Genomic DNA, 22,739 nt, shown 5'->3' on the forward strand with positions numbered 1-22,739 from the left:
AGGAACATAGAGATGGCTAACGAATTTCGCATTTGTGATGAATGCCAAGCGACGAATATTAAAACACTCGTGCCACGCTTGAAAAAAGTCGATCCTGAAGCAACGATAGATATACGTTGTCAGTCATATTGTGGGCCAGGTCGAAAAAAATCGTTTGTATTTGTTAATAATCGCCCGGTTGCAGCTCCAGATGAGGAGCAAGTCATTGAAAAAGTAGAGAAAAAGTTGAAAAAATAATCATCCTGACTTATTCTTTTAGTCAGGATTTCTTTTTAGAATCTGGCGAAAATTGTCGAATCCCATAATCTTTCACTTCTAAAAGAGGTTTGCAATCGGATACAATAGGGAAAGGGATAGGGCTATTAAAGATTCGCAAAAGTAGGACAACACCATAGATTGGCAACAAAGAGAGAGGAGATGGTTAAGTATGAGCTTGACAAAAAAGATCATAATTGCCCTCATTTTAGGTGTGGGGGTAGGGCTAGCCTTTAATGCATGGGCCCCGGAAGCTTTTGAAGTAGCAGATGCATATTTCTTAACACCACTCGGGCAACTTTTTCTGAAATTAATTACGATGCTCGTTGTACCACTTGTATTCTTTTCTATTGTTCTTGGAACAGCTGGAATGGGAGATCCTAAAAAGTTAGGTCGGATTGGTGGTAAGACTGTTGGTTACTATCTTTTAACAACGACGATTGCACTGGTAATTGGTTTGACAGTTGCCTTCATCATTCAACCAGGTGACCCTGGGTTAATGGGTGATCAAAGTGAGGAATTTGCAGCAGAAGAACCACCTCCAGTTATGGACACGCTCTTAAATATTATTCCTACAAATCCAATCGAAGCTCTAGCTTCAGGTGAAATGCTTCAGATCATTGCGTTTGCCGTGTTAGTAGGTCTTGCGATGGCGAAGCTTGGGGATAAAACGCGTGGCGTGATGAGGTTAATGGAGCAAGGTAATGAAATTATGATGTATCTTGTTACCGTAGCGATGAAGCTTGCCCCATACGGTGCATTTGCGTTAATTGCCTCTGCTCTTGGTGAACAAGGGTATGATGTGTTGGCATCAATGATTATGTATATGATTGCTGTTATCCTTGGTTTAATCATTCATGCTATTGTTACTTATGGTGGATTTATTGCCTTGTTTGGCAAACAAAACCCTGTTCAATTCTTTAAAAATTTCTTCCCTGCAATGATGGTTGCCTTCAGTACATCAAGTAGTAGTGCGACCCTACCTATCTCAATGAAAACTGCGCAGGAGAAGCTGGGTGTTTCAAAACCAGTATCAAGCTTTGTTCAACCGCTTGGTGCGACGATTAATATGGACGGTACAGCGATTATGCAAGCCGTTGCTACAGTCTTTATTGCTCAAGTATATGCTGTACATTTATCAATGGGTGATTTATTAACAGTTGTTCTGACAGCTACACTAGCTAGTATCGGAACAGCAGGTGTACCAGGTGTTGGTATGATTATGCTTGCAATGGTATTGACCTCAGTTGGTCTTCCAGTTGAAGGGATTGCCCTTGTACTTGCTGTTGACCGTATTCTAGATATGATCCGTACTGCTGTAAATATCACAGGTGATGCTTCATGTGCAGTTGTTGTGGACCGTACAGAAGAGAAACATCGAACTGTTGAACAAGAAAAAAGTGTGGAAGCATAATATATTAATGAATAAAACAGAAAGCATACAGACTGATATTGGTCTGTATGCTTTCTTTTGGTTTCAAATGATGTCATTAAGGGGTAGAGGGTAGTGGATTACTCCCTCAATCACCTAGGTCCTAGTCTGTAAAGTTGGTGTAAATTACACAGCAAAAGGTGGGACTCGTAAGGTTCTTACGATATAATGAAAGCAATAGAATGAACGGATTGAGAGGTATAACCATGACGACACCTTATTATGGACAGCTTGAAGAGGAAAAAGTATTTAAAGATCCTGTGCATCGTTACATACATGTGCGTGATGAATTAATTTGGGCTTTAATTGGCACAAAAGAATTTCAGAGACTTAGACGAATACGCCAGCTCGGAACAACCTATGTGACATTTCACGGAGCTGAACACACACGCTTTAATCATTCACTAGGTGTATATGAAATTACAAGGAGGATTTTAGAGGTTTTTAAAGGGCGCCCCCATTGGAATGAGGAGGATCGTCTTTTAAGCTTATCTGCTGCTCTGTTACACGATTTGGGGCATGGACCTTTTTCTCATTCATTTGAAAAAGTGTTTGATATGGACCATGAGGAATGGACTCGTGAAATTATTTTAGGTGATACGGAGATTAACCAGGTTCTATCTAATGTGAGTGAAAATTTCCCTCAAGCGGTAGCTGATGTGATCGAAAAAACCTATTCCAACAAGCTGATTTCCAGTATTATTTCAAGTCAAATTGATGCTGACCGCATGGATTACTTGCAACGTGACGCTTACTACACAGGTGTTAGTTATGGTCATTTTGATATGGAGAGAATTCTTCGTGTGATGCGACCGATGGAAGATCAAGTCGTCATTAAGCAAAGCGGAATGCATGCGGTAGAAGACTATATTATGAGTCGTTATCAGATGTATTGGCAAGTGTATTTCCATCCTGTAACCCGCAGTGCTGAAGTGATTTTAAGCAAGATCTTTAAGCGCGCGAAAGAACTGCATTTAGCAGGTTATGAATTTAAACAAAAGCCTAATCATTTTTATTCTTTCTTTTATGGAAAAGGGAGCTTGGACGATTATTTACGATTAGATGAGGCGATAACCCTTTATTATTTTCAAATTTGGCAAGAAGAAGAGGATCGCATTTTGAGTGATCTTTGTGTAAGATTTCTAAATAGACGTCTGTTCAAATATGTCGAATTTAATCCAAATCAACGAATGAACGATTGGCCAGAGTTACAGGAACTATTTAAGAAAGCAGATCTAAATCCAGATTATTATTTAGTCATCGACTCCTCATCAGATCTTCCCTATGATTTTTATCGACCAGGTGAAGAAGAAGAGAGACTGCCTATTCATCTAGTTCTACCTAATGGAAAGATTCGTGAGCTATCTCGTGAGTCGGATGTCGTTGAAGCCATTTCTGGGAAAAAACGAACAGATCATAAGTTATACTTTCCGCTCGACTGCTTAGAGGACGTGCGTGAACATAAAGAGGTTAAACAGCGGATACTTGAGATTTTACAGAAATAAGGGGGGCGTGACGGTTGCTACAAGACCACGCGAAAGTAATGGCGGTCTTTTTGCAAGCTGGTGAGGTTGTTGGACGGAAAAAGCTGCAAAAGATTATTTATATTGCCAAAAAGATGAATATTACGTTCACAGAGCGCTACAAATTCCACATGTTCGGTCCTTATTCAGAGGAATTATCATTAAGAATGGAAGAGCTGTGTAACCTTGGCTTTATAGCTGAAACAAAAGAAGATAAAGGCAATTATTATCAATATCGATATGCGCTATCTGCTGAAGGGCAAAAGTTTTTAGATATGTATCAATTTGACTTGCCAAAAGTGAAGCCGATGTTTGAAAGTTTAAATGAGCAAAGCGCACGCTTTTTGGAGCTTGTTTCTACTTTGTTGTATTTTGAAGAATTAACGCGAGAAGATGTTAAAGAAAAAGTACAAACGTTAAAGCGTAAGCAAAATTATACAGAGGAAGACTTTGAACAAGCTTATATGTACATTGAATCTTTAAAGAAGACAGTTCAATAAGGAAAAGCCAAGCAACAGTAATAGGTTGTTTGGCTTTTTTGAATTTGAAGCTTTTGTTTTACTGATCAGCAGGACGCTTACCAGCTACTGCAAAGTTTGTTGGCTTCATTTCATCAATGACGACTGAAATGCGTTCAGCAGGTGCTCCTGTTGTCTCAGAAACGGCATCTGTTACTCTTTCAACAAGTGCTCTTTTTTGATCATCTGTACGGCCTTCAAGTAATTGTACTGTTACGATTGGCATGAGAATCGCTCCTTTGTTATAAGACTATCTTTATTTTAGCAAATATTTTCAGAACAAACGAGGATCATGTATACTATAGGGAGAATGAAGAGCGTAAGGATTAAAAAGAATAGATCGCATGAAATGAAGAAAGGATGAAACATAATGGATTTGTTAAATAATGATAACCTTAAAAAGAAAACGGGTGGATTTAATATTTTAAGTGGAGACTCTACTTCTGGTCACGGTGGCTACGGGGCAGGAGTTATGAATCTTGATAATGTTTCTCCGGTTTTTGTTGATCCGGCTGAGGGTGAAGCGTTTGTTGATATGGGTGCCCTCCATGCGCGATCTGCGGTGGAAAAGCGAATTAAATTTTTACCGAACAAAGAGGACGTACCTAACGGAAAGCTCTATTGGCTTGTATGGGTAGCCATTCAATATAAAGAAAGTAAACCTTATTATGCTGGGGTAGCTGGCTGTGAAATGACGGTTGATACCGAAATTCGTCGTGGGTACAAGAGTTTACCTGAGCATGTGAATAAAATGGATAAGTCGTTAAAAGGCAAAATCTTAGTTGATGATATGGATTCTAAATCCAAAAAAATTCTGGCTGACTTTCTAAAAAAGCATAATGAAGCAATGTGGAATCATTCTGATAAAGAACTGCATGAAGCACTTTTGGGTGCGGAATAAAGGAATATACAGATTTGTAAATACAAAATATTGGTCAAGTTTGAACGATTTTTGAACACTGAACTGCATACTTGAGCTTTTCTTCAAGAGAGAGTAAACTTGAGGTAGTATAAAGACACATTTATACTAGGACACGAAAAAGCACGGGGCGACTGCCTTCGTGCTTTTTCATTGTTCTGAAGGATTTCTTCATTTGGCAGCGAATGATTTAGGGAATGTGAATGGAGGAATACAAGTATGCTACTAACAAAACAATTACAAGATATAAAAACGTTACAGCAAGATGTCGAAAGGTATGACAAAATAAATTTAAAACTTAATTGGGAAATGCTCGAGACAAGACCACATAATGAAACAAACGATTATTTTTATTATGAAGATCAGGAGCTGGTGGCTTTTTTAGGCATCTATCGCTTCGGTAATAAAGCTGAAATATGCGGAATGGTTAGACCAAGCAAACGCCGAAATGGTCATGCAGGAAAGCTTTTAAATGAAGCTTTAACGCAATTAAAGTCGTCTGGTATTCAAACTGTTTTATTGAACATCCCCTCAAATTCTACTACTGGCCATCGTTTTGCTAAGAGCCAGCCTGTTATCTACTCATTTTCTGAGCATCAAATGAAATGGAACCCTCATATAAGAAGTAAGACTGGAAGAGACGATGTGGTGATCAAGGAGGCGCAGGCTGAAGATTTGGAGTATATCATACAAATGGATGCCCAAGGGTTTGGTATGAGCGAAACAGAGGCTCGTACGATGTATAGTCCAGGTGCCGAGAAGGGTCATTATATTGTTTATGCAAACAACGTAAGGGCAGGCAAGCTCCGGGTTATAGTAGATGATAAGGCCTCATGGATTTATGGCTTTGTTGTGACCCCATCTATGCAAGGAAAAGGGATTGGTCAAGCTGTACTTGTCAGACTGGTTCAACAGGAGGCGGCCAAAGGACAGGATGTTTTGCTAGAGGTTGCTCTTGAAAATGCACATGCTCTTAAATTGTATACTTCAGTCGGGTTTGAACAATTTAGCACCCAAGATTATTACACATTTTCAGAATAAACGATTAAAGCAGTCCTATACTAAATAGTTGTTTAAGCAGGGAACAGTTAAGGAATACTACCTATACAATCTATTTAAAGGGGCTGTTTTGGATGAATCAAGAGGAATTACGAAATAAAGTCTTGGATATACTTAAGAACCAAAAAATTGGCACACTCGCAACTGTTAAAAACAATAAGCCTCATTCACGCTATATGTCTTTCTTTAACGAAGACTTCACACTGTTTACACCTACTGATAAAGACACTCATAAGGCAGAGGAGATTGCCGAGAATCCGAATGTTCATATTCTATTAGGGTATGAAGGTGAAGGGTTAGGTGATAAATTTGTCGAGGTAGAAGGACAAGCTACCATTCGAGACTCGGATGAGTTGAAGAAGAAAATTTGGAGTGATTCCTTTAGCAGATGGTTTGAAGGTCCAGAAGATCCTTCGTATATTGTCCTTGAAATTAAGCCAACTATGATTCGTCTAATGAACGCAGGAGAAGAACCACAAGTGTTGGAGCTATAAATGGCAAAGTCGTCTGCGTGGAGCAGACGGCTTTTTCGTTATTCGAGATCTAATCGTTTAATACGATACTGTAGCGTTTGCCTGCTAAGCCCAAGTTCACTTGCTGCATTTGTTTTATGATATTTATGTTTTTCGAGTGCTTTTTTTATATAATATTGCTCAGCTTCTTGTAGATAGTCCTTTAGATTGCGAATCGAAGAAACTCTTTCAGGAAAATCGGTATCTTGTTTATTTTTAGTAAGCGTAACAGGAACTTTATGTTTAATCAGTTGCATTTTATTTTTGAGATTGTATGATAAGTGACTCACATCAATCCACTCTTCATCCACGATTAGGTTCATTGCTCCTTCAATAATATGTTCAAGTTCACGAACATTTCCTGGCCAGTCATACTCAGCAAAAAGGGTTTGTACTTCTTCTGTAACGCCTTTAACCTCCATACGGAATAATTGATTGTATTTCCCAATAAATGAATCCACTAATAAAGGAATATCCTCTTTTCGTTCTCGAAGTGAAGGGATGAAAAGGGATACGACACTTAAACGATAATACAAATCTTTTCGCAAACGATTCTCGGCAATGGCTTCGATTGGATCTTCATTTATAGTTGAAAGGATCCGGACATTAACTTTACGGTCAATAGTATCGCCAATTCTTCTAATCGATTTCTCTTGGATGGCACGTAATAGTTTAGCTTGAAGCATCGGACTTAGAGAGTTTATCTCATCAAGTAACAAAGTGCCTCCTTCAGCCTGTTCAAACAAGCCGATCTTCTCGGTTGCTCCAGTGAAAGCCCCTTTACTTGTGCCAAATAAGATACTCTCAATTAAAGTGTCTGGCATCGCAGCGCAATTTTGAGAGATAAAAGGCCCAGTTGTTCGTTCACTCCCATTATGAATGCTTTGTGCAAACAATTCCTTGCCAGTTCCAGTTTCTCCAACAATTAGCACGGATGAAGGAGTCCTTGTTGCGCGCTTTGTATGTTCAATGACTTCCTGAATGGCGTGACTTCCTCCAATAATACTGTCAAAGGTATATCTGGTATTTCCTTTTTGTTCCATATTTCTGCGGATGAGTTGCTCAAGCTTAGTAACATCCTTAGCGACTTCAATTGCTCCAATTACATTTGTTCCATCGGTGATCGGAAATGTCCTATTGATTGTCGTAATTTCTTTTCCACCTTTAGTAAAATAAGTTTGCTTCACATTTTGAGTGGTTTTTTGATGGTGGAGTGCTTCAAGCAACGTACTATCATGTTCGTCTTCAAACCGGAAAACGTCGAGAAAGTCTTTATCGATCAAGTCTTCTCTAGATAATGATTCAATTTCCATCATTTTATCGTTATACACAACCGTTTTCCCGAATTCATCAATAACATGAATCCCTACATCAATCTCATTAATAAGTGTTTCGTACATGATCAACTGCTTTTTAACTTTTTGATATTGATCCACTGCGCTCACCCCAATTCAGAACGTTCTGTCTTTTTCTATCCTAAGCGAAGAAGGATGATTTCTGCAAACTAAATTTTCATTCTTTCTTGAAAAATGAAAAAAGATTTGTCGGAATTGAGTTTGCTTTTTCCTCTATGTAAAAAAAATTCGCTTAAAGGTCTGGAATCCCTATTGTTGCGTATAAAAAATTGGCACAAGGATTGCATTTAGAAATAAGCAGACGGGTTTCAACAAGACTCATAAGCTGAGTTAATAATAAAATGGGGTGAGGGAATGACGAAAGTGTCGGCACCAACGAAAAAAGTAAAAAAAGATGTATTAGCTTCAACGCAAGAGGTTATTCACCAGGCATTGTCTAATTTAGGTTATAAGGAAGATGTGTATGAGCTATTAAAGGAACCGATGCGGATGCTGACAGTTCGGATACCGATTAAGCTCGATAATGGTGACGTCAAAGTATTTACAGGGTATCGTTCACAACATAATGATGCAGTCGGACCAACAAAAGGTGGGGTGCGCTTTCACCCGGAAGTGTCAGAAAACGAAGTAAAAGCTTTATCTATTTGGATGAGCTTAAAGTGTGGAATAGTAGATGTTCCTTATGGCGGAGGGAAGGGTGGAATCATTTGTGATCCACGTACGATGTCGTTTCTAGAGCTAGAGAGGTTAAGTCGAGGGTATGTTCGTGCAATTAGTCAACTAGTAGGGCCAACTAAAGATATACCTGCGCCTGATGTTTTTACTAATTCGCAAATTATGGCTTGGATGATGGATGAGTATAGCCGAATCAGAGAATTTGATTCACCGGGGTTTATTACGGGAAAGCCTTTGGTTCTAGGTGGTTCGCATGGAAGAGAGACGGCCACAGCAATGGGTGTCACAATTTGTATTGAAGAAGCAGCAAAGAAAAAACAACTTGATCTTGACGGAACAAAGGTCATTATTCAAGGTTTTGGAAACGCAGGCGGATTCCTAGCTAAAATCCTTCATGAGCGTGGGGCAAATATCGTAGGAATTTCAGATGCTTACGGAGCTTTATATGATGAAGCCGGTCTTGATATTGAGTATTTGCTTGAAAAGAGAGATTCATTTGGGACTGTAACCAATCTTTTTAAACAGACAATTACCAATAAAGAGTTACTTGAATGTGAATGTGATATTTTAGTTCCTGCTGCAATCTCTAATCAAATAACAGAAGAGAATGCTAGTAAGATTAAAGCGAGAATTGTAGTAGAAGCAGCTAATGGGCCAACTACACTTGAGGCTACTGAAATATTATCAAAGAGAGGAATTCTGCTAGTTCCTGATGTGCTTGCAAGCTCTGGAGGGGTAACTGTTTCTTATTTTGAATGGGTGCAAAATAATCTTGGTTACTATTGGTCTGAAGAAGAAGTTGCCGGTAAATTACACGATAAGATGGTTAAAGCCTTTAACAATGTAATAGAAACAGCCGATCGCCATCATGTTGATACGAGATTAGCAGCTTACATGGTTGGAGTAAGAAAAATGGCTGAAGCCTCTCGATTTAGAGGCTGGGTTTAGGAGAAATGAAGGGGCTGAGACATATCTAAGAGGTTTAACTCAGGATACGAACGAAGCTCTAAATGAGCGGATGAAATATACGTAGACCTCCTGCGGGATGAAAAGCAAAGGTGAGACCCCATAGTGCGTAGCACGAGGAGGCTCACCAGCTTCCCGCGGAAAGCGAAGTTTATTTCGGGAGCGGTAGATATAGACCGATCAGTAATGTTCGATTTTCCATAAGTTAAAATACTTTTGTCCCAGCCTCCTTTTATGTTCAGGGGAGGGAAGACGTATGAAGATTACATCAGTTTCGATTTATTTGATTCAACTACCATTGAAAGAGCCTTTTATTGTTAGCTATCATACGTATTCATCGATGCCATCGGTCATTGTGAAAATAGAGACTGATTGTGGCTTGGTTGGTTACGGGGAAGGGGTTGCCGATGAGCATGTAACTGGAGAGAGTGCGAGAAGTACAGTGCAAGTCATCAAGCACCATTTAGCCCCAGCAATTATTGGAGAAGACCCCTTTAAAATAGAAAAAATTCATGCATTAATGGATGAGACCTTCTACGGAGTACCAACAGCAAAAGCGGCGATAGATATTGCTTGCTACGACCTTGTCGGAAAAGCGGTAAATCAACCCGTATATAATTTTGTAGGTGGGAGGTACCATGAACGTTTTCCATTGGCACATGTACTTAGTATCAAACCTCCAAATGAAATGGCCGATGAGGCTGAACAAGTAGTTGCTATGGGCTATCGAGCACTAAAAATGAAGGTAGGGACAGATCCTTTAACAGACATAGAACGTGTTAAGTCCGTTCGGAGGAGAGTCGGTAGTGATATCTTGATACGAATTGATGCCAATCAAGGATGGATGTCGAGTAGTGAGGCGCTATTGGTCATTAATAAGATTCAAGATTATCAGGTCGACTGGATTGAACAACCGGTTCTTGCAGATGACATTGATGCTTTACGTGAAGTGAAACATAAGACATCTGTTGCAATTATGGTAGATGAGGGAGTAAAAGGGATGCGAGAGATGCGTGAAGTAAGTTTAAAGCGTGCCGCTGACAAAGTGAACATTAAGCTGATGAAATGCGGTGGAATCTATCCAGCAATGAAGCTCGTTCATCAAGCGGAGATGGTAGGTATGACCTGTCAAATAGGGTCTATGGTTGAGTCTTCGATAGGGTCTGCGGCAGGCTTTCATGTCGCATTTTCTAAAAAAGCAATTACAAGTGTCGAACTTACAGGGCCGTTAAAATTTTCAAAAGATGTAGGGAATTTAGTGTATGATATTCCTTATATCCGTTTAAATGAACTTCCTGGACTTGGAATTCAAATTAATGAAAATGTACTTCAGGAGCTAACAGAGGAAAAAATCGTTATATCTAAAAAATCGTAAGTCACTTAATTTGAGAGGGGCGTTACGCGTGACCTATACAGGAGAGTTGACATGTGAAGCTACAAAGGCAAAAGAAACATTTCAGGTGCGTCGATTGAAGGTTGAAGATTTATCGACTATCTTAAACGTTCAACAAGTAGTGCTTGATACTTTAGATAAAAAAGATACATTACAACCTTTATCAGACGATGAATTTAAAACGATTCTGGAAGGAAATGGCCTTATGCTTGGCGTTTTTGTAAGAGACCACCTGGTTGCCTTTAGAGCATTATGGTTTCCTAGAGATGACAAAGAGAATTTAGGGCGTGACTTAGGTTTGTCTGTTGATGAACAAATGAAAGTTGTACATCAAGAGATTTCGTCTGTTCATCCCGATTATCGAGGAAACGGGCTGCAAAAGCGCTTAGCTTTTTTAGTCATGAAAGAGCTAGAAAATATGAATGGGTCCTATCATTATGTCTGCTGTACAGTTCATCCCTTTAACCTTCCCAGCTTAAAGGACAAATTGTCTCAAGGTTTATTAATTGCAAAAGTTAAAGAGAAGTATGCTGGTCATTTACGCTATATTTTTATGAGGGAATTACAACGAGAGATGAGATTAGACAATGATGGTGCTAAGCTTATTGCACTAGAGGATCTCGAAGGACAAAAACGATTACTAGAGCAAGGGTATTATGGTTATCAATTGTTTCAAAAAGAAGGCCAACTAATGGTTGGGTTTGCAAAACCAATCCTTTAGGGCAAAAGAGCCCATTTTTTTGCACATGTAGAAGAACCTTTTAAGCTTGGCTGCTCATACATAACTGTAATGATTTTTTTCTAAACGAAAGAAATTTTGCTCTCTTTCTTTTTCGAATAAGAGAAAAGCTTGAAATATCTAATGTACAGACTTGGCACAAAGCTTGCAATTATAGTTTGATAATTCTAAATAATAGAAGAGTATGCGCATAGGGGGAGTACATATGGAAAGAGAGAGAAAACCAATTTCGTTTGGCTTGGCAGTTGTACCGCTGATTATTATGATTGTAGCAATGAGTTTTACGATTGTTGTTTTTGAAGGATCGCCTCATATTCCACTTATTCTAGGAACAATTGTATCCGCTTTCATAGCGTGGCGTTGTGGCTTTAGCTGGAAAGAAGTCGAAGAGAGCATTTACAAAGGGATACGTCTCGCTTTACCTGCGGTTGTTATTATTATCATTGTAGGGGTAATTATCGGAGCTTGGATTGGTGGAGGAGTTATTGCCACGATGGTCTATTATGGGCTTAAATTAATTTCCCCGCAAGTATTCCTTATGACGATGACCATCATCTCAGCAATTGTCGCTCTTGCGATTGGAAGCTCGTGGTCGACAATGGGAACGATTGGTGTGGCTGGTATGGGCATTGGAATTAGCATGGGCATCCCTGCACCGATGATTGCAGGCGCGATTATCTCTGGTGCTTACTTTGGGGATAAAATGTCCCCGCTCTCGGATTCAACCAACCTAGCAGCTGGTGTGGTAGGAGTTGATTTATTTGAACATATTAAGCATATGTTAGCAACAACGATACCTGGTCTCATCATTGCTTTAGCTGTGTACTGGTATTTAGGAAGATCATTTTCAGGTTCTGATGTGATTGATGGTAACGTGGCAGAAGTAATGGCGAGCCTACAAAATAATTTTGTGATTACACCATGGTTGTTGTTAGTGCCAGCTATTGTCATCATGCTTGTTGCCAAGAAAGTGCCGGCATTACCTGCACTAACGGTGGGTGTGATTTTAGGTTTTCTCTCACATATTTTCATCCAGGGTGGATCAATAGGGGATGCAGTAAATACATTAAACGATGGTTTTAGTATTAGCTCAGGGAATGAAATGATTGATAGTTTATTTAATCGTGGTGGAATTGAAGCGATGATGTACACCGTTTCATTAACTATTGTTGCGATGACATTTGGAGGAGTGCTTGAGAATACAGGTATGTTAAAAGCAATGGTTGATCAAATTTTAAAGCTTGCTAAGACATCTAAGGGACTTGTAACGACAGCGGTTTCTTCAGCCTTTTTCACCAATGTGACGACAGCTGAACAGTATATATCAGTAGTGTTGCCTGGTCGTATGTATGTGCAAAGCTTTAAAGACCAGAAGCTACACCCTAAAAATCTCTCAAGGGCTGTAGAGGATGGAGGTACCTTAACATCGGTGTTTGTTCCATGGAATACATGTGCCATTTTCATCTTTGCCACTTTAGCTGTTCATCCTTTTGAATATGCACCTTATGCAGTATTGAATTTTGTTGTTCCAATTTTATCGATTATCTATGCGTGGACTGGCTTTACGATCACGCGCTTAACAGAGGCAGAAGTGATTGACATGAATAAGGCTCAAGACGAAAGCGAACAGAAAGTGATATAAACATCAGTTAAGAGGCTTAGGATTTCCCTAAGCCTCTTTGTTAATGACCAAACCATTTAAAAAACTTATCAATGAATCGCTCTTCCTCATGCTGTTCTTCATCAATGGCATCTGTTCCGTCAGGTTTTGCTGTTTCAGGACAAGTCTTTGTCGGTTCTGTTCCTGCAACAAAATACGTTAGTCTACTCTTTGGGCAGGTTTCCGATGCAAGATAGCCGCTTTGAGGGTTCATTTCTACTCCAACTACGCCTCGTGGTTTCTGGAATGGAAGTTTTAACTCATCTTTTAAGGCGTGCTCGGTGAAGTTAGCCCAAATCTTCTTAGAAATTTGACCTTCCGTGCTTTGATGAATGCTTTCACCTTTATCATAGCCTACCCATACACCTGTGACGAGTTGGGGGGTATAACCGATCATCCAGCTATCGACCTTGGTCGAACCGCTTTTTCCGGCCACTGGTCTGTTCACAAGGTGAGCAACTGAACCACCGGTAACGGAAGCGTGGGCATTGAGGCTAGGATCAAACATCCCCGTCATTAAATCAGTCATAATAAAGGCAAGCTTAGGGTCTAGTACTTGCTCTTTTTCTGGCTCACTTTCAAATAACACCTGTCCATTCAAGTCGACTACCTTCCTAATAAATCGTGGCTTAACGGCTTGTCCGCCATTAGCGAATGGACTATAGCCTGTCACCATTTCTAGTAAAGAGACGTTAGCTGTGCCAAGTGCTAAAGAAGCATCTTCGCGAAGGGGGCTCTTTATTCCAACGCGCTGGGCAACGTCAATTAACTTATCCGTTCCAAGGACAAGATGGGTTTTAACCGCATAGATATTGTCTGAGAACGCTAGTGCTTGCAACAGAGTGATGAAATCATTTGCATAGTTTTCGCCAAAATTACTAGGAGAATAGCTATCGCGGCCTTCATCTATTTGAAAGGTAGAAGGTTCACTTAACAAAGTTGATGCAGGAGTCGACCCATTTTCTAAAGCTGCATAGTATAAAAATGGCTTAAAAGTAGAACCGGCATGCCTTTTGGACTGAGTGGTTCGGTTGAGCTGACTCTGCTTGTAATCTCGACCTCCGACTAATGCCCGAACATCGCCTGTTCTAGGGTCCATCGCCACTAAAGCCGTCTGTAAAATTAAGGCTGCTCGCTCGTCATCTGTTAAATTCTGATTAAGGGCTTCTGCCTTTATTGGAGGCATTTCTTTTTTGACCCAACGCTCTGCCTCTTCTTGCATATCAGGGTCAAGAGTGGTGTACACCTTTAGTCCACCAGCCTCAAGACGGGCTGGTTCAATCCCTGCTTCTTCAATTAATTGCTGCTCAACTAGGTCTTGAAAGTACGGCCCGATTTGAAGTCCTTGTACGATCTTTTCCCCGGTAATGTTCAGTTTCTCTCCTTTAGCAAGCATTGCTTCTTCCCTTGTAATACTGCCCGTCTCTACCATCGCATCTAAAATCAGTTCCTGTCTCGCTTTAGCACGCTCTTCTTCTATTAGCGGTGAATAATAGCTAGGACCTTTTGGAATGCCTGCTAACATACTAGCTTCTGCTAAAGTGAGGTCTTTGGAATCTTTGCTAAAAAAATGATGGGAGGCAGCTTCAATTCCATATGCACCGTGTCCGTAATAAATCGTATTAAGATAGCCTTCTAAAATTTGTTCTTTTTCATAGTTCATCTCGAGGCGAAGGGAATAGATCAGTTCATTCCATTTTCGCACCCATGTCTTTTCATGAGATAAATATAAGTTCCGAGCGTATTGCTGGGTGATGGTACTCGCTCCTTGAGATCTAGCGCCTGAACGCAGGTTGGCGACAATTGCGCCCCCAATCCGGATAGGGTCGAAGCCAAGGTGATCATAAAATTTACGATCTTCAATTGCGATTGTTGCATCGACCACTAATGGAGAAATTTCGTTGAATGGAACAAAATAACGATTCTGTCCACGGTGGCTCTCACCAATCGTGGTGTCATCAACAGCTAAGTATTCTGTTGTTTGAGCGACACTAAGAGGAGGTGGACCTTGCATTTTGGCATAAGACATTAAAGCAACAGCCCCACCTGCAGCAAGCACTAACCCTAAGAGAATTAATCTAAAAAAGAGACGAAGCAAGCTTCTACGTCTTTTCAGCCGTCTATTCATGATGACTTCCATGTATGTCACCTCATTAAAATCAAGATTTAAAGTAAGATAAAACAGTGTTGTGATACCATTCTCGGCTGTTTTGGAATGTTTTAAACATTAGGGGTGTGAGTGGGTTGATATTTTGCTTGCTTTTTTGATCGTTTCCTATATACTTTCTTTTGTTATGATGAAAATAAGGAACTTGTGGAAGGATATTTACTGCTTTCTATGTTTGTGTGCACCTAAGAAAAGGTACAGTTAGATGAGTCATATAAGTGCTAGAAATAGATATTCTAATGAGGTGAAGAAAGATGGAATTATGGTTTACAGAAAAACAAACTGAACGTTTTGGCATTACAGCAAAAATTAAACGTACGCTACATAGTGAGAAAACAGATTTTCAACAATTAGATGTAGTAGAGACAGAAGAATTCGGAAATATGCTTGTTCTAGATGGCATGGTTATGACAACGGAGAAAGATGAATTTGTTTATCACGAAATGGTTGCTCACGTGCCTTTATTTACACATCCAAACCCTAAGAATGTGCTAGTTGTAGGGGGCGGTGACGGTGGTGTAATCCGTGAAGTATTAAAGCATCCATCTGTTGAGCGTGCGACACTTGTTGAGATCGACGGGAAAGTAATCGAGTACTCTAAAAAATACTTGCCGACTATTGCAGGTGCTCTTGATGATGCACGTGTTGATGTACAAGTTGATGATGGTTTCATGCATATTGCCAAAGCTGAAAATGAATATGACGTGATTATGGTTGATTCAACTGAGCCAGTTGGACCAGCTGTTAAATTATTTGAAAAAGGATTCTATGAAGGGATTTCTCGTGCTCTAAAAGAAGACGGAATCTTCGTTGCTCAAACAGACAACCCATGGTTCCACAAAGATTTACTTACACAAGTACAACGTGATGTTCGTGAGATTTTCCCAATCACACGTGTGTATACAGCTAACATCCCAACGTACCCAAGTGGACTTTGGACATTTACAATGGGCTCGAAAAAACATGATCCATTAGAAGTGCCTGAGGAACGTTTCCACGAGATCGAAACGAAGTATTACACAAAAGACCTTCACAAAGCATCATTTGCTCTACCAAAGTTTGTTAGTGATCTTGTGAAATAAGGAGGAATTTCGATGCGTTTTGATGAAGCATACTCAGGTAAAGTGTTCATTATGAGTAACCCAAGTTATGAAGAAGCTAAGGCGGTTATTTACGGTATGCCGATGGACTGGACAGTTTCTTTTCGTCCGGGTTCTCGTTTTGGGCCGACCCGTATTCGTGAAGCGTCTCTTGGGTTAGAGGAATATAGCCCATATATGGACAAGCATTTAGAAGAGGTTAATTACTTTGATGCAGGTGACATACCACTTCCTTTTGGTAACGCAGCTCGTAGCCTTGATATGGTTGAGGAGTATGTAGATAAGTTGCTTGCAGACGGTAAGTTCCCGATCGGACTTGGTGGAGAGCATTTATTATCATGGCCGATTTTTAAAGCCATGAATAAAAGATATGAAGATATCGCGATCATTCATATTGATGCCCATGCTGACTTACGTGAGGAGTATGAAGGAGAAGTTCTTTCGCATTCTACACCGATTCGTAAAGCGTGTGGATTAATTGGAGCAGAGAATGTGTATTCATTTGGTATCCGTTCTGGGATGCGCGAGGAATTCCAATTTGCTAAAGAATCTGGCATGCATATGTCTAAATTCGAGGTAGCAGAGCCACTTAAAAAAATTCTTCCGACTCTTGCAGGTCGTAACGTTTATGTGACAATTGATATTGATGTTCTAGATCCATCATGTGCACCAGGAACAGGAACAGCTGAAGCTGGCGGAATCACGTCAAAAGAATTACTAGATGCAATTGTTGCCATTGCCGATTCTGATCTCAACATTATTGGAGCGGACCTTGTAGAAGTAGCACCAGCGTACGACCCGTCAGAGCAAACGCAAATCACTGCAAGTAAAATGATTCGCGAAATGATTTTGGGTTGGACCGATAAAGGTGTAAAGTAGTGCCTATGCAGATTATATAGACGACAACGAAGATGAGCGACTAGATTGGCCGCTCATCTTTTTTTTCCTGAATTCGTCGTTTAAAAGTGAGCTTAGGGTATCCCCTTTATACAGTGTTCAAACGATTAGACTCGAAATCACAGATAGACACAGAACAGAACCTTGCAACTAAGGGATAAAATCGCTAAACTTGAACAATAGAAGAATGGTTGTTTAGATTTGTGATGATCTAAATCCCCGCACTTGTAGAAAGGTGTGCGACTGAATGAATAAACCAAATAAGAAAACAGTGAAAATGATCTTCCAAAATAAAATTAAACATACCGATCATACAGATTCCTATGAGTTTACAGCAAGAGGTGAGCTCTATCATAAAGGAAATCAAGATTACTTGCGATTTGAGGAAGCCTTAACGGAAACGGAATCTGTCCAAACGACGATGAAATGGGATGGGCGTGAGTTAATGCTTATTCGTCAAGGTTCAGTATTAATGCGCCAAGCCTTTATTTCAGGTGAAGAGTCGCTCGGTCGCTATGTTACTTCAGAAGCGTCGTGGGAAACAAAGGCGATAACAGATAAAGTCCTTGTCACGTGGCCAACCCGTAAACAGCGAGGTAAGATCCACATCAAGTACCGATTTTTACTACAAGGACAAGATGCAGGGGAACATGAAGTACGATTGACATTAGAGGAGGATCAGTAAGGCATGAACAGTGTAGAACAAATGAAGCAAAACTTAAAAGAAGAGATTAAAGCTGCGGTTATCTCAGCAGGACTAGCAACAGAGGAGCAGCTTCCAGAAGTCATATTAGAAGCGCCAAAAGATAAAGCTCATGGTGATTATGCGACAAATATGGCAATGCAATTAGCGCGTGTTGCTAAAAAAGCACCTCGCCAAATTGCTGAAGAATTAGTAGCTAAACTAAATAAAGAACAAGCATCAATTGAAAAGGTCGATATCGCAGGACCTGGATTCATTAACTTTTTTATGAACAAAAGTTATTTACGTGAGGTTGTTCCAGCTGTTCTTAAAGCGGGCGAAACATACGGTGAGACAAACGTTGGTAAGGGTGTAAAAATTCAAGTGGAGTTTGTATCAGCCAATCCAACAGGTAGCCTACATTTAGGACATGCTCGCGGAGCTGCTGTAGGGGATGCCCTATGCAACGTACTTAGTAAAGCTGGTTTTAATGTTGAGAGAGAATACTATATCAATGATGCCGGTAACCAAATCAACAATCTGGCTCTTTCTCTAGAAGCTCGCTATTTCCAAGCGTTAGGCTTAGAAAAAGAGATGCCAGAAGAAGGCTACCGTGGTAAAGACATCATAGAGTTTGGTAAGGTGCTAGCTGAGGAACATGGCGATAAGTATGTAAGTGTATCAGAACCTGAGCGTCGTGAATTCTTCCGTCAATATGGTCTTCAAAAAGAGCTAGATAAAATTAAGTCTGACTTAAAAGAGTTCCGTGTTGAGTTTAATAACTGGTTCTCTGAAACATCTCTTTATGAGTCAAAGAAAGTGATTGAAGTTCTCGGAACACTTGATGAAAAAGGTGAAACGTATGAACTTGATGGAGCAACATGGTTCCGTTCAACAACATACGGTGATGATAAAGATCGCGTGCTAATCAAAAATGACGGCACGTACACGTATCTCACACCTGATATTGCGTACCACCAATATAAAATGCAGCGTGGCTTTGATAAGCTGATCAATATCTGGGGTGCTGACCACCATGGTTATATCCCTCGTATGAGAGCAGCGATCCAGGCGCTTGGTTATTCTGCTGAACAATTTGAAGTACAGATTATTCAAATGGTGAGCTTATATCAAGGCGGAGAAAAAGTGAAGATGAGTAAACGTACGGGTAAAGCTGTTACTCTTCGTGATTTGATGGAAGAAGTAGGAATCGATGCAGTCCGTTATTTCTTTGCGATGCGTAGTGCGGATTCTCAACTTGATTTTGATATGGATCTTGCTGTGTCTAAATCTAATGAGAACCCTGTATTCTATGTACAATATGCACATGCTCGTGTATGTAGTATGCTTCGTCAGGGAGAAGAGCTTGGCCTAACATACGATGTGGACACAGATCTATCAGCGGTTTCAACGGAAAAGGAATATGACCTATTAAAAGTCATTGGTGATTTCCCAGCAGTTGTAGCTGAAGCGGCAGAAAAGCAAATGCCTCACCGCATCACAAACTATGCTCATGACCTAGCTTCTGCTCTTCATAGCTTTTATAATGCAGAACGAGTTATTGATGCTGAGGATAAAGATAAGAGTAAAGCGCGTCTTGCTCTTATGAAGGCGACTCAACTAACGATTCAAAATGCACTAGCACTAGTTGGAGTATCGGCACCAGAGAAAATGTAAAACCACTCAAAGCTCCCTATTCACTTAGTGAAAGGGAGCTACTTGTTTCAAAGATCCGGGGGAAACGTTTACAGCTTTAATCGGTTATGAGCGCTATTTGAACCTTATGAGCGGCTCTCATTGAATTATGTGCGGAATAATCGGGATATGAGCGACTCTCAAGAAGATATGAGCGCTAAAACATATAAATGAGCGAAAAGCAGTTTCTCGACCTTGAAAGCTCATCTTGCCTATGCCCATCAACAAGTGGCACATATTGAAAAAGAAAGCGACCGTGATTACGTGTTAGCTGAACTTGCAACGATTTCAGGATAGTCCTAGTTTTGGGGAGCCTTTTAGATAAGGCTTCTTTTCTTGTCTAATAGAAAGGAGCTGTAAGATGGAAGCTGTTATTTGGATTGTTATTGTCGCTTTGTTTATTTTGAGCTTTATTGGACTGCTCTTTCCCATTGTTCCTTCTGTGCTTGTATTATGGGTAGGGTTTTTGATGTATGTCTTTTTAATAGATGGAGCCTCCTTGTCGATCTGGTTTTGGGTTGGAGCTGGTGTTCTGACTGTCTTACTGTTTGCCGCGGATTTAATCGCCAGTCAATTCTTTGTGAAGAAATACGGAGGTTCAAAGTGGAGTGAGCGAATGGCTGCTCTAGGTGTGATCGTCGGTTCGTTTATCATGCCTCCATTTGGCATCATTTTAGTTCCGTTCATCCTCGTTTTTATAACCGAGTTGATATCAACAAAGGATCCCCGTCAAGCAGTATTGGTTGCTATTGCCTCATTTTTTGCCTTTTTAAGTGGGACGGTTGCAAAAGGACTCGTTCAACTTATTTTGATCATTTGGTTTTTTATCGAAGTTTTTATTTAGAAGCATAATCTGCTTCATATCACACAAAGTAAGAGAAGAGAGATCTCAGAAAGAAGGAAATAAGGATGCAAGAAATTATTTTAGCTATCATTGCAGGGTTAATCGTTGGATTTGTTTTTGCTTTAATTAAGTTACCAATTCCAGCACCACCGGCTTTACCCGGAATTATGGGGATTGTAGGAATTTATTTAGGGTATAAACTATATGAGGTAATTTGGCCGATGATTATGAAGTAGGGAGGAGAGGGTGAGATGGCATACGCTTCTTATAAAGGAATGAACGTTTTTTATGAAGTTAGAGGGAGAGGGATACCACTCCTCTTTATTCATCCTCCTGGTATGTCACGCCTTACTTTTCGCTATCAACATTCCTTGTCTGATACAGGGCAAGTGGTTGTTCTGGATCTTCCTGGAAATGGTCATAGTATAGATGGGGTATCGAGAGCGTTATCGGTAGGTGAACAAGCAGAGTGTGTGAGAGCCGTCTTAAAAAAAATCCGGGCTAAGAAGGCAGTGGTTATTGGTTATTCCACTGGAGGTTCGGTTGCACAGGAGTTCGCATTACGTTACCCAGAATTAACAAATGGAATTGTTTTGATCGGAGGATTTCCGGAAGTTTCGAGTTTTTTACTGGATAAAGAATTTAAGCTAGGCATATGGGCTGCAAAGAAAAAGTGGATGTCGCTTATCGGTTATGCGGTGGCAAAAGTTCACTTCAAAAACAAGGAGCATGAAAAAGAGATGCAGAGAGCCATGAAAGAAGTAGATCCTGATATTCTTTCTGAATCATATCGATTTGGACATAAATATCAGTCAATTGAGAGGCTTAATCAAGTTACGATGCCTTTGCTTCTCTTATATGGGAAATTCGACATCCTCACTCACAATTATATTTATGATTTTGTAAAAAGAGCTCACGATGTAGAAGTAATTTCTATCCAAGGGGTGCTACATCAAGTTCCGACAAAAAAATATAACGAATGTAACCACGCAATTCGCGAGTGGCTTAAGCGAAGGCAACTTGTCTAAAGAGGCTTTCGCTTTATTCTTTATCAATCGGATGAGCGAGAAAGTCTTTGAATGTATCGATATAGAGCTTTCCATTTAGAGCCAACACAGCATACATCACATCCTTGGTAAGGATATTTCTTTTCGAGATCTCTGATTGCAGTCAGTGTAAGTCGATGTTATTTTCTGTTAGGTTTCGCCGAATAATCTCACCGTTCATTATTAATTCAACTGGTACGACGGGGCCTTCAGATTTACTTTCGAGTTGTAAATCTTACTTGATAACTTGCCGATACTCTTGTTTCTTTAAAGCCGTTAAGGTTCCATTTGGCTCAATCATTGCGACGAGGACTTCATCTACATCGTAAATATTGTTCTCACGTAATTATTGATTCATATAATCTAGCGTGTATCGCATCTTCCTCATATTTCCCTCGAGAATTTTCCCATTTTCAACATGTTCTTCCATAACAGCCTCCACCTTATGATTTCTTCAACAGTCTTACCAAATGAAATAAAGACTATGCTAAAAACTCAATCTAACAAAGCGTGATCAACTCTTTAAATTCGAAAGTATCATTGACATCTTGATATAACAGGAGTAAATTAACTCTATAAAAACGGAAGATAACCATTTCTTTGTGATGGTTTTAAAAAAAGGAGTGGTAAGACATGGCTAAAAAGAAAAAGCAGTTTGCAGTCATTGGCTTAGGACGTTTTGGAGGAAGTGTTTGTAAAGAGTTATACGAAAGAGGGCATGAAGTGCTTGCGATCGATAAAGATGGAGATAAGGTTAGTGAGTACGTTTCTTACTCGACGCATGCGATGCAAGTTGATACGACCGATGAAAATGCGATGAAGCAAATTGGAATCTCTAATTTCGAACATGTAGTAGTAGCAATTGGTGACAATATCCAAGCTAGTATCTTAACAACGCTTGTTTTAAAGGAAATGAATGTTCCTATCGTATGGGTGAAAGCTCAAAATAATTATCATCATAAAGTATTAGAAAAGATCGGGGCAGACCTTGTCGTCCATCCAGAATCAGACATGGGACGTCGTATAGCTCATAATATGGCTTCTGAGAAAGTGATCGATTTCATTGACCTTTCAGATGAATATAGTATCGTCGAACTTCGCGCAACAGATAAGGTAAATGATAAGACGCTCGTTCAATTAAATGTACGTGCGAAATACGGGGTAACAATCCTTGCTATGAAGCGAGGAGAGGAGATGAATATCTCGCCAATGCCAGATGACCTTATTCATAAAGGCGATATGCTCGTGGTGATGGGTCATAAACTAGATATTAACCGATTTGAGGACGAGGGACTTTAAGTA

23 protein-coding genes are annotated in these 22,739 nt (G+C 40.0%); 19 read left to right on the forward strand and 4 right to left on the reverse strand.

Going from position 1 to position 22,739, the window contains the following annotated elements; translation table 11 throughout:
- The first annotated feature begins 12 nt into the window (after positions 1–12).
- From AB3N04_RS12175 to AB3N04_RS12190, 4 genes are all read left to right on the forward strand, one after another.
- The gene (locus tag AB3N04_RS12175; protein WP_368503045.1) at positions 13–237 is read left to right on the forward strand and encodes a DUF1450 domain-containing protein; all 225 of its coding nucleotides are present in this window, start codon (positions 13–15) and stop codon (positions 235–237) included.
- 190 nt (positions 238–427) lie between these two features.
- Positions 428–1,669: a dicarboxylate/amino acid:cation symporter gene (locus AB3N04_RS12180; RefSeq protein ID WP_368503046.1), complete on the forward strand. Its 1,242-nt coding sequence runs from the start codon at positions 428–430 to the stop codon at positions 1,667–1,669.
- A gap of 224 nt (positions 1,670–1,893) precedes the next feature.
- On the forward strand, positions 1,894–3,192 hold the full coding sequence (locus AB3N04_RS12185) for an HD domain-containing protein (protein ID WP_368503047.1): 1,299 nt from the start codon (positions 1,894–1,896) through the stop codon (positions 3,190–3,192).
- 14 nt (positions 3,193–3,206) lie between these two features.
- Positions 3,207–3,710 (forward strand): YwgA family protein, encoded by a 504-nt coding sequence (locus AB3N04_RS12190; RefSeq protein ID WP_368503048.1) that lies wholly within the window; start codon positions 3,207–3,209, stop codon positions 3,708–3,710.
- Between the two features lie 58 nt (positions 3,711–3,768).
- On the opposite strand, the gene AB3N04_RS12195 is transcribed toward AB3N04_RS12190, so the two are convergent.
- Positions 3,769–3,954 carry a 2-hydroxymuconate tautomerase gene (locus tag AB3N04_RS12195; protein ID WP_047974160.1) on the reverse strand — a complete coding sequence of 62 codons (186 nt, stop codon included), beginning with the start codon at positions 3,952–3,954 and terminating at the stop codon, positions 3,769–3,771.
- Between the two features lie 144 nt (positions 3,955–4,098).
- On the opposite strand from AB3N04_RS12195, the gene AB3N04_RS12200 reads away from it, so the two are divergent.
- From AB3N04_RS12200 to AB3N04_RS12210, 3 genes are all read left to right on the forward strand, one after another.
- Complete coding sequence (locus AB3N04_RS12200) at positions 4,099–4,629, forward strand: YwhD family protein (protein ID WP_317121787.1); 531 nt, start codon at positions 4,099–4,101, stop codon at positions 4,627–4,629.
- A gap of 237 nt (positions 4,630–4,866) precedes the next feature.
- Positions 4,867–5,688 (forward strand): GNAT family N-acetyltransferase, encoded by an 822-nt coding sequence (locus AB3N04_RS12205; protein WP_368503049.1) that lies wholly within the window; start codon positions 4,867–4,869, stop codon positions 5,686–5,688.
- Between the two features lie 92 nt (positions 5,689–5,780).
- Entirely contained in the window at positions 5,781–6,200 is a 420-nt protein-coding gene (locus tag AB3N04_RS12210) for a pyridoxamine 5'-phosphate oxidase family protein (protein WP_368503050.1), read from the forward strand.
- Between the two features lie 38 nt (positions 6,201–6,238).
- Here the strand turns inward: AB3N04_RS12210 and AB3N04_RS12215 are convergent, their stop codons facing one another.
- Positions 6,239–7,618 (reverse strand): sigma-54 interaction domain-containing protein, encoded by a 1,380-nt coding sequence (locus AB3N04_RS12215; RefSeq protein ID WP_368506038.1) that lies wholly within the window; start codon positions 7,616–7,618, stop codon positions 6,239–6,241.
- A 309-nt stretch (positions 7,619–7,927) separates the two neighbouring features.
- Here AB3N04_RS12215 and AB3N04_RS12220 point away from each other — a divergent pair, with 309 nt between their 5' ends.
- The 4 genes from AB3N04_RS12220 to nhaC all read left to right on the forward strand — a co-directional run bounded on the left by AB3N04_RS12220 (position 7,928) and on the right by nhaC (position 12,988).
- Entirely contained in the window at positions 7,928–9,196 is a 1,269-nt protein-coding gene (locus AB3N04_RS12220) for a Glu/Leu/Phe/Val dehydrogenase (RefSeq protein ID WP_368503051.1), read from the forward strand.
- Positions 9,197–9,470: 274 nt separating this feature from the next.
- Positions 9,471–10,589 (forward strand): mandelate racemase/muconate lactonizing enzyme family protein, encoded by a 1,119-nt coding sequence (locus tag AB3N04_RS12225; RefSeq protein ID WP_368503052.1) that lies wholly within the window; start codon positions 9,471–9,473, stop codon positions 10,587–10,589.
- A 46-nt stretch (positions 10,590–10,635) separates the two neighbouring features.
- The gene (locus AB3N04_RS12230; RefSeq protein ID WP_368506039.1) at positions 10,636–11,328 is read left to right on the forward strand and encodes a GNAT family N-acetyltransferase; all 693 of its coding nucleotides are present in this window, start codon (positions 10,636–10,638) and stop codon (positions 11,326–11,328) included.
- Between the two features lie 223 nt (positions 11,329–11,551).
- Positions 11,552–12,988, forward strand: a complete 1,437-nt coding sequence (gene nhaC / locus AB3N04_RS12235; protein WP_368503053.1) for a Na+/H+ antiporter NhaC — start codon at positions 11,552–11,554, stop codon at positions 12,986–12,988.
- Positions 12,989–13,028: 40 nt separating this feature from the next.
- Here nhaC and AB3N04_RS12240 read toward each other — a convergent pair whose 3' ends face one another.
- On the reverse strand, positions 13,029–15,146 hold the full coding sequence (locus tag AB3N04_RS12240; RefSeq protein WP_368503054.1) for a transglycosylase domain-containing protein: 2,118 nt from the start codon (positions 15,144–15,146) through the stop codon (positions 13,029–13,031).
- Positions 15,147–15,427: 281 nt separating this feature from the next.
- Here AB3N04_RS12240 and speE point away from each other — a divergent pair, with 281 nt between their 5' ends.
- The 7 genes from speE (at position 15,428) to AB3N04_RS12275 (ending at position 21,419) form a co-directional block, all read left to right on the forward strand.
- Positions 15,428–16,255 (forward strand): polyamine aminopropyltransferase, encoded by an 828-nt coding sequence (speE, locus tag AB3N04_RS12245; RefSeq protein ID WP_317121779.1) that lies wholly within the window; start codon positions 15,428–15,430, stop codon positions 16,253–16,255.
- 12 nt (positions 16,256–16,267) lie between these two features.
- The gene (gene speB / locus AB3N04_RS12250; protein WP_368503055.1) at positions 16,268–17,152 is read left to right on the forward strand and encodes an agmatinase; all 885 of its coding nucleotides are present in this window, start codon (positions 16,268–16,270) and stop codon (positions 17,150–17,152) included.
- Positions 17,153–17,417: 265 nt separating this feature from the next.
- Positions 17,418–17,855, forward strand: a complete 438-nt coding sequence (locus AB3N04_RS12255) for a DUF1934 domain-containing protein (protein ID WP_368503056.1) — start codon at positions 17,418–17,420, stop codon at positions 17,853–17,855.
- A gap of 3 nt (positions 17,856–17,858) precedes the next feature.
- The gene (gene argS / locus AB3N04_RS12260; RefSeq protein WP_368503057.1) at positions 17,859–19,529 is read left to right on the forward strand and encodes an arginine--tRNA ligase; all 1,671 of its coding nucleotides are present in this window, start codon (positions 17,859–17,861) and stop codon (positions 19,527–19,529) included.
- A gap of 379 nt (positions 19,530–19,908) precedes the next feature.
- Positions 19,909–20,391, forward strand: coding sequence for a DUF456 domain-containing protein (locus AB3N04_RS12265; protein WP_368503058.1), 483 nt, complete (start codon positions 19,909–19,911; stop codon positions 20,389–20,391).
- A 65-nt stretch (positions 20,392–20,456) separates the two neighbouring features.
- A complete protein-coding gene (locus tag AB3N04_RS12270; RefSeq protein ID WP_368503059.1) occupies positions 20,457–20,627 on the forward strand; it encodes a XapX domain-containing protein in 171 nt (56 codons plus the stop codon).
- A gap of 15 nt (positions 20,628–20,642) precedes the next feature.
- Entirely contained in the window at positions 20,643–21,419 is a 777-nt protein-coding gene (locus AB3N04_RS12275; RefSeq protein WP_368503060.1) for an alpha/beta fold hydrolase, read from the forward strand.
- Positions 21,420–21,672: 253 nt separating this feature from the next.
- On the opposite strand, the gene AB3N04_RS12280 is transcribed toward AB3N04_RS12275, so the two are convergent.
- Entirely contained in the window at positions 21,673–21,738 is a 66-nt protein-coding gene (locus AB3N04_RS12280) for a hypothetical protein (protein ID WP_368506040.1), read from the reverse strand.
- Positions 21,739–22,070: 332 nt separating this feature from the next.
- Here AB3N04_RS12280 and AB3N04_RS12285 point away from each other — a divergent pair, with 332 nt between their 5' ends.
- The gene (locus AB3N04_RS12285) at positions 22,071–22,736 is read left to right on the forward strand and encodes a TrkA family potassium uptake protein (RefSeq protein ID WP_368503061.1); all 666 of its coding nucleotides are present in this window, start codon (positions 22,071–22,073) and stop codon (positions 22,734–22,736) included.
- Positions 22,737–22,739 lie beyond the last annotated feature (3 nt).

It is taken from the genome of Alkalihalophilus sp. As8PL (genome assembly GCF_040939795.1).
GTDB classification, from domain to species: domain Bacteria; phylum Bacillota; class Bacilli; order Bacillales; family Bacillaceae_D; genus Alkalihalophilus; species Alkalihalophilus lindianensis.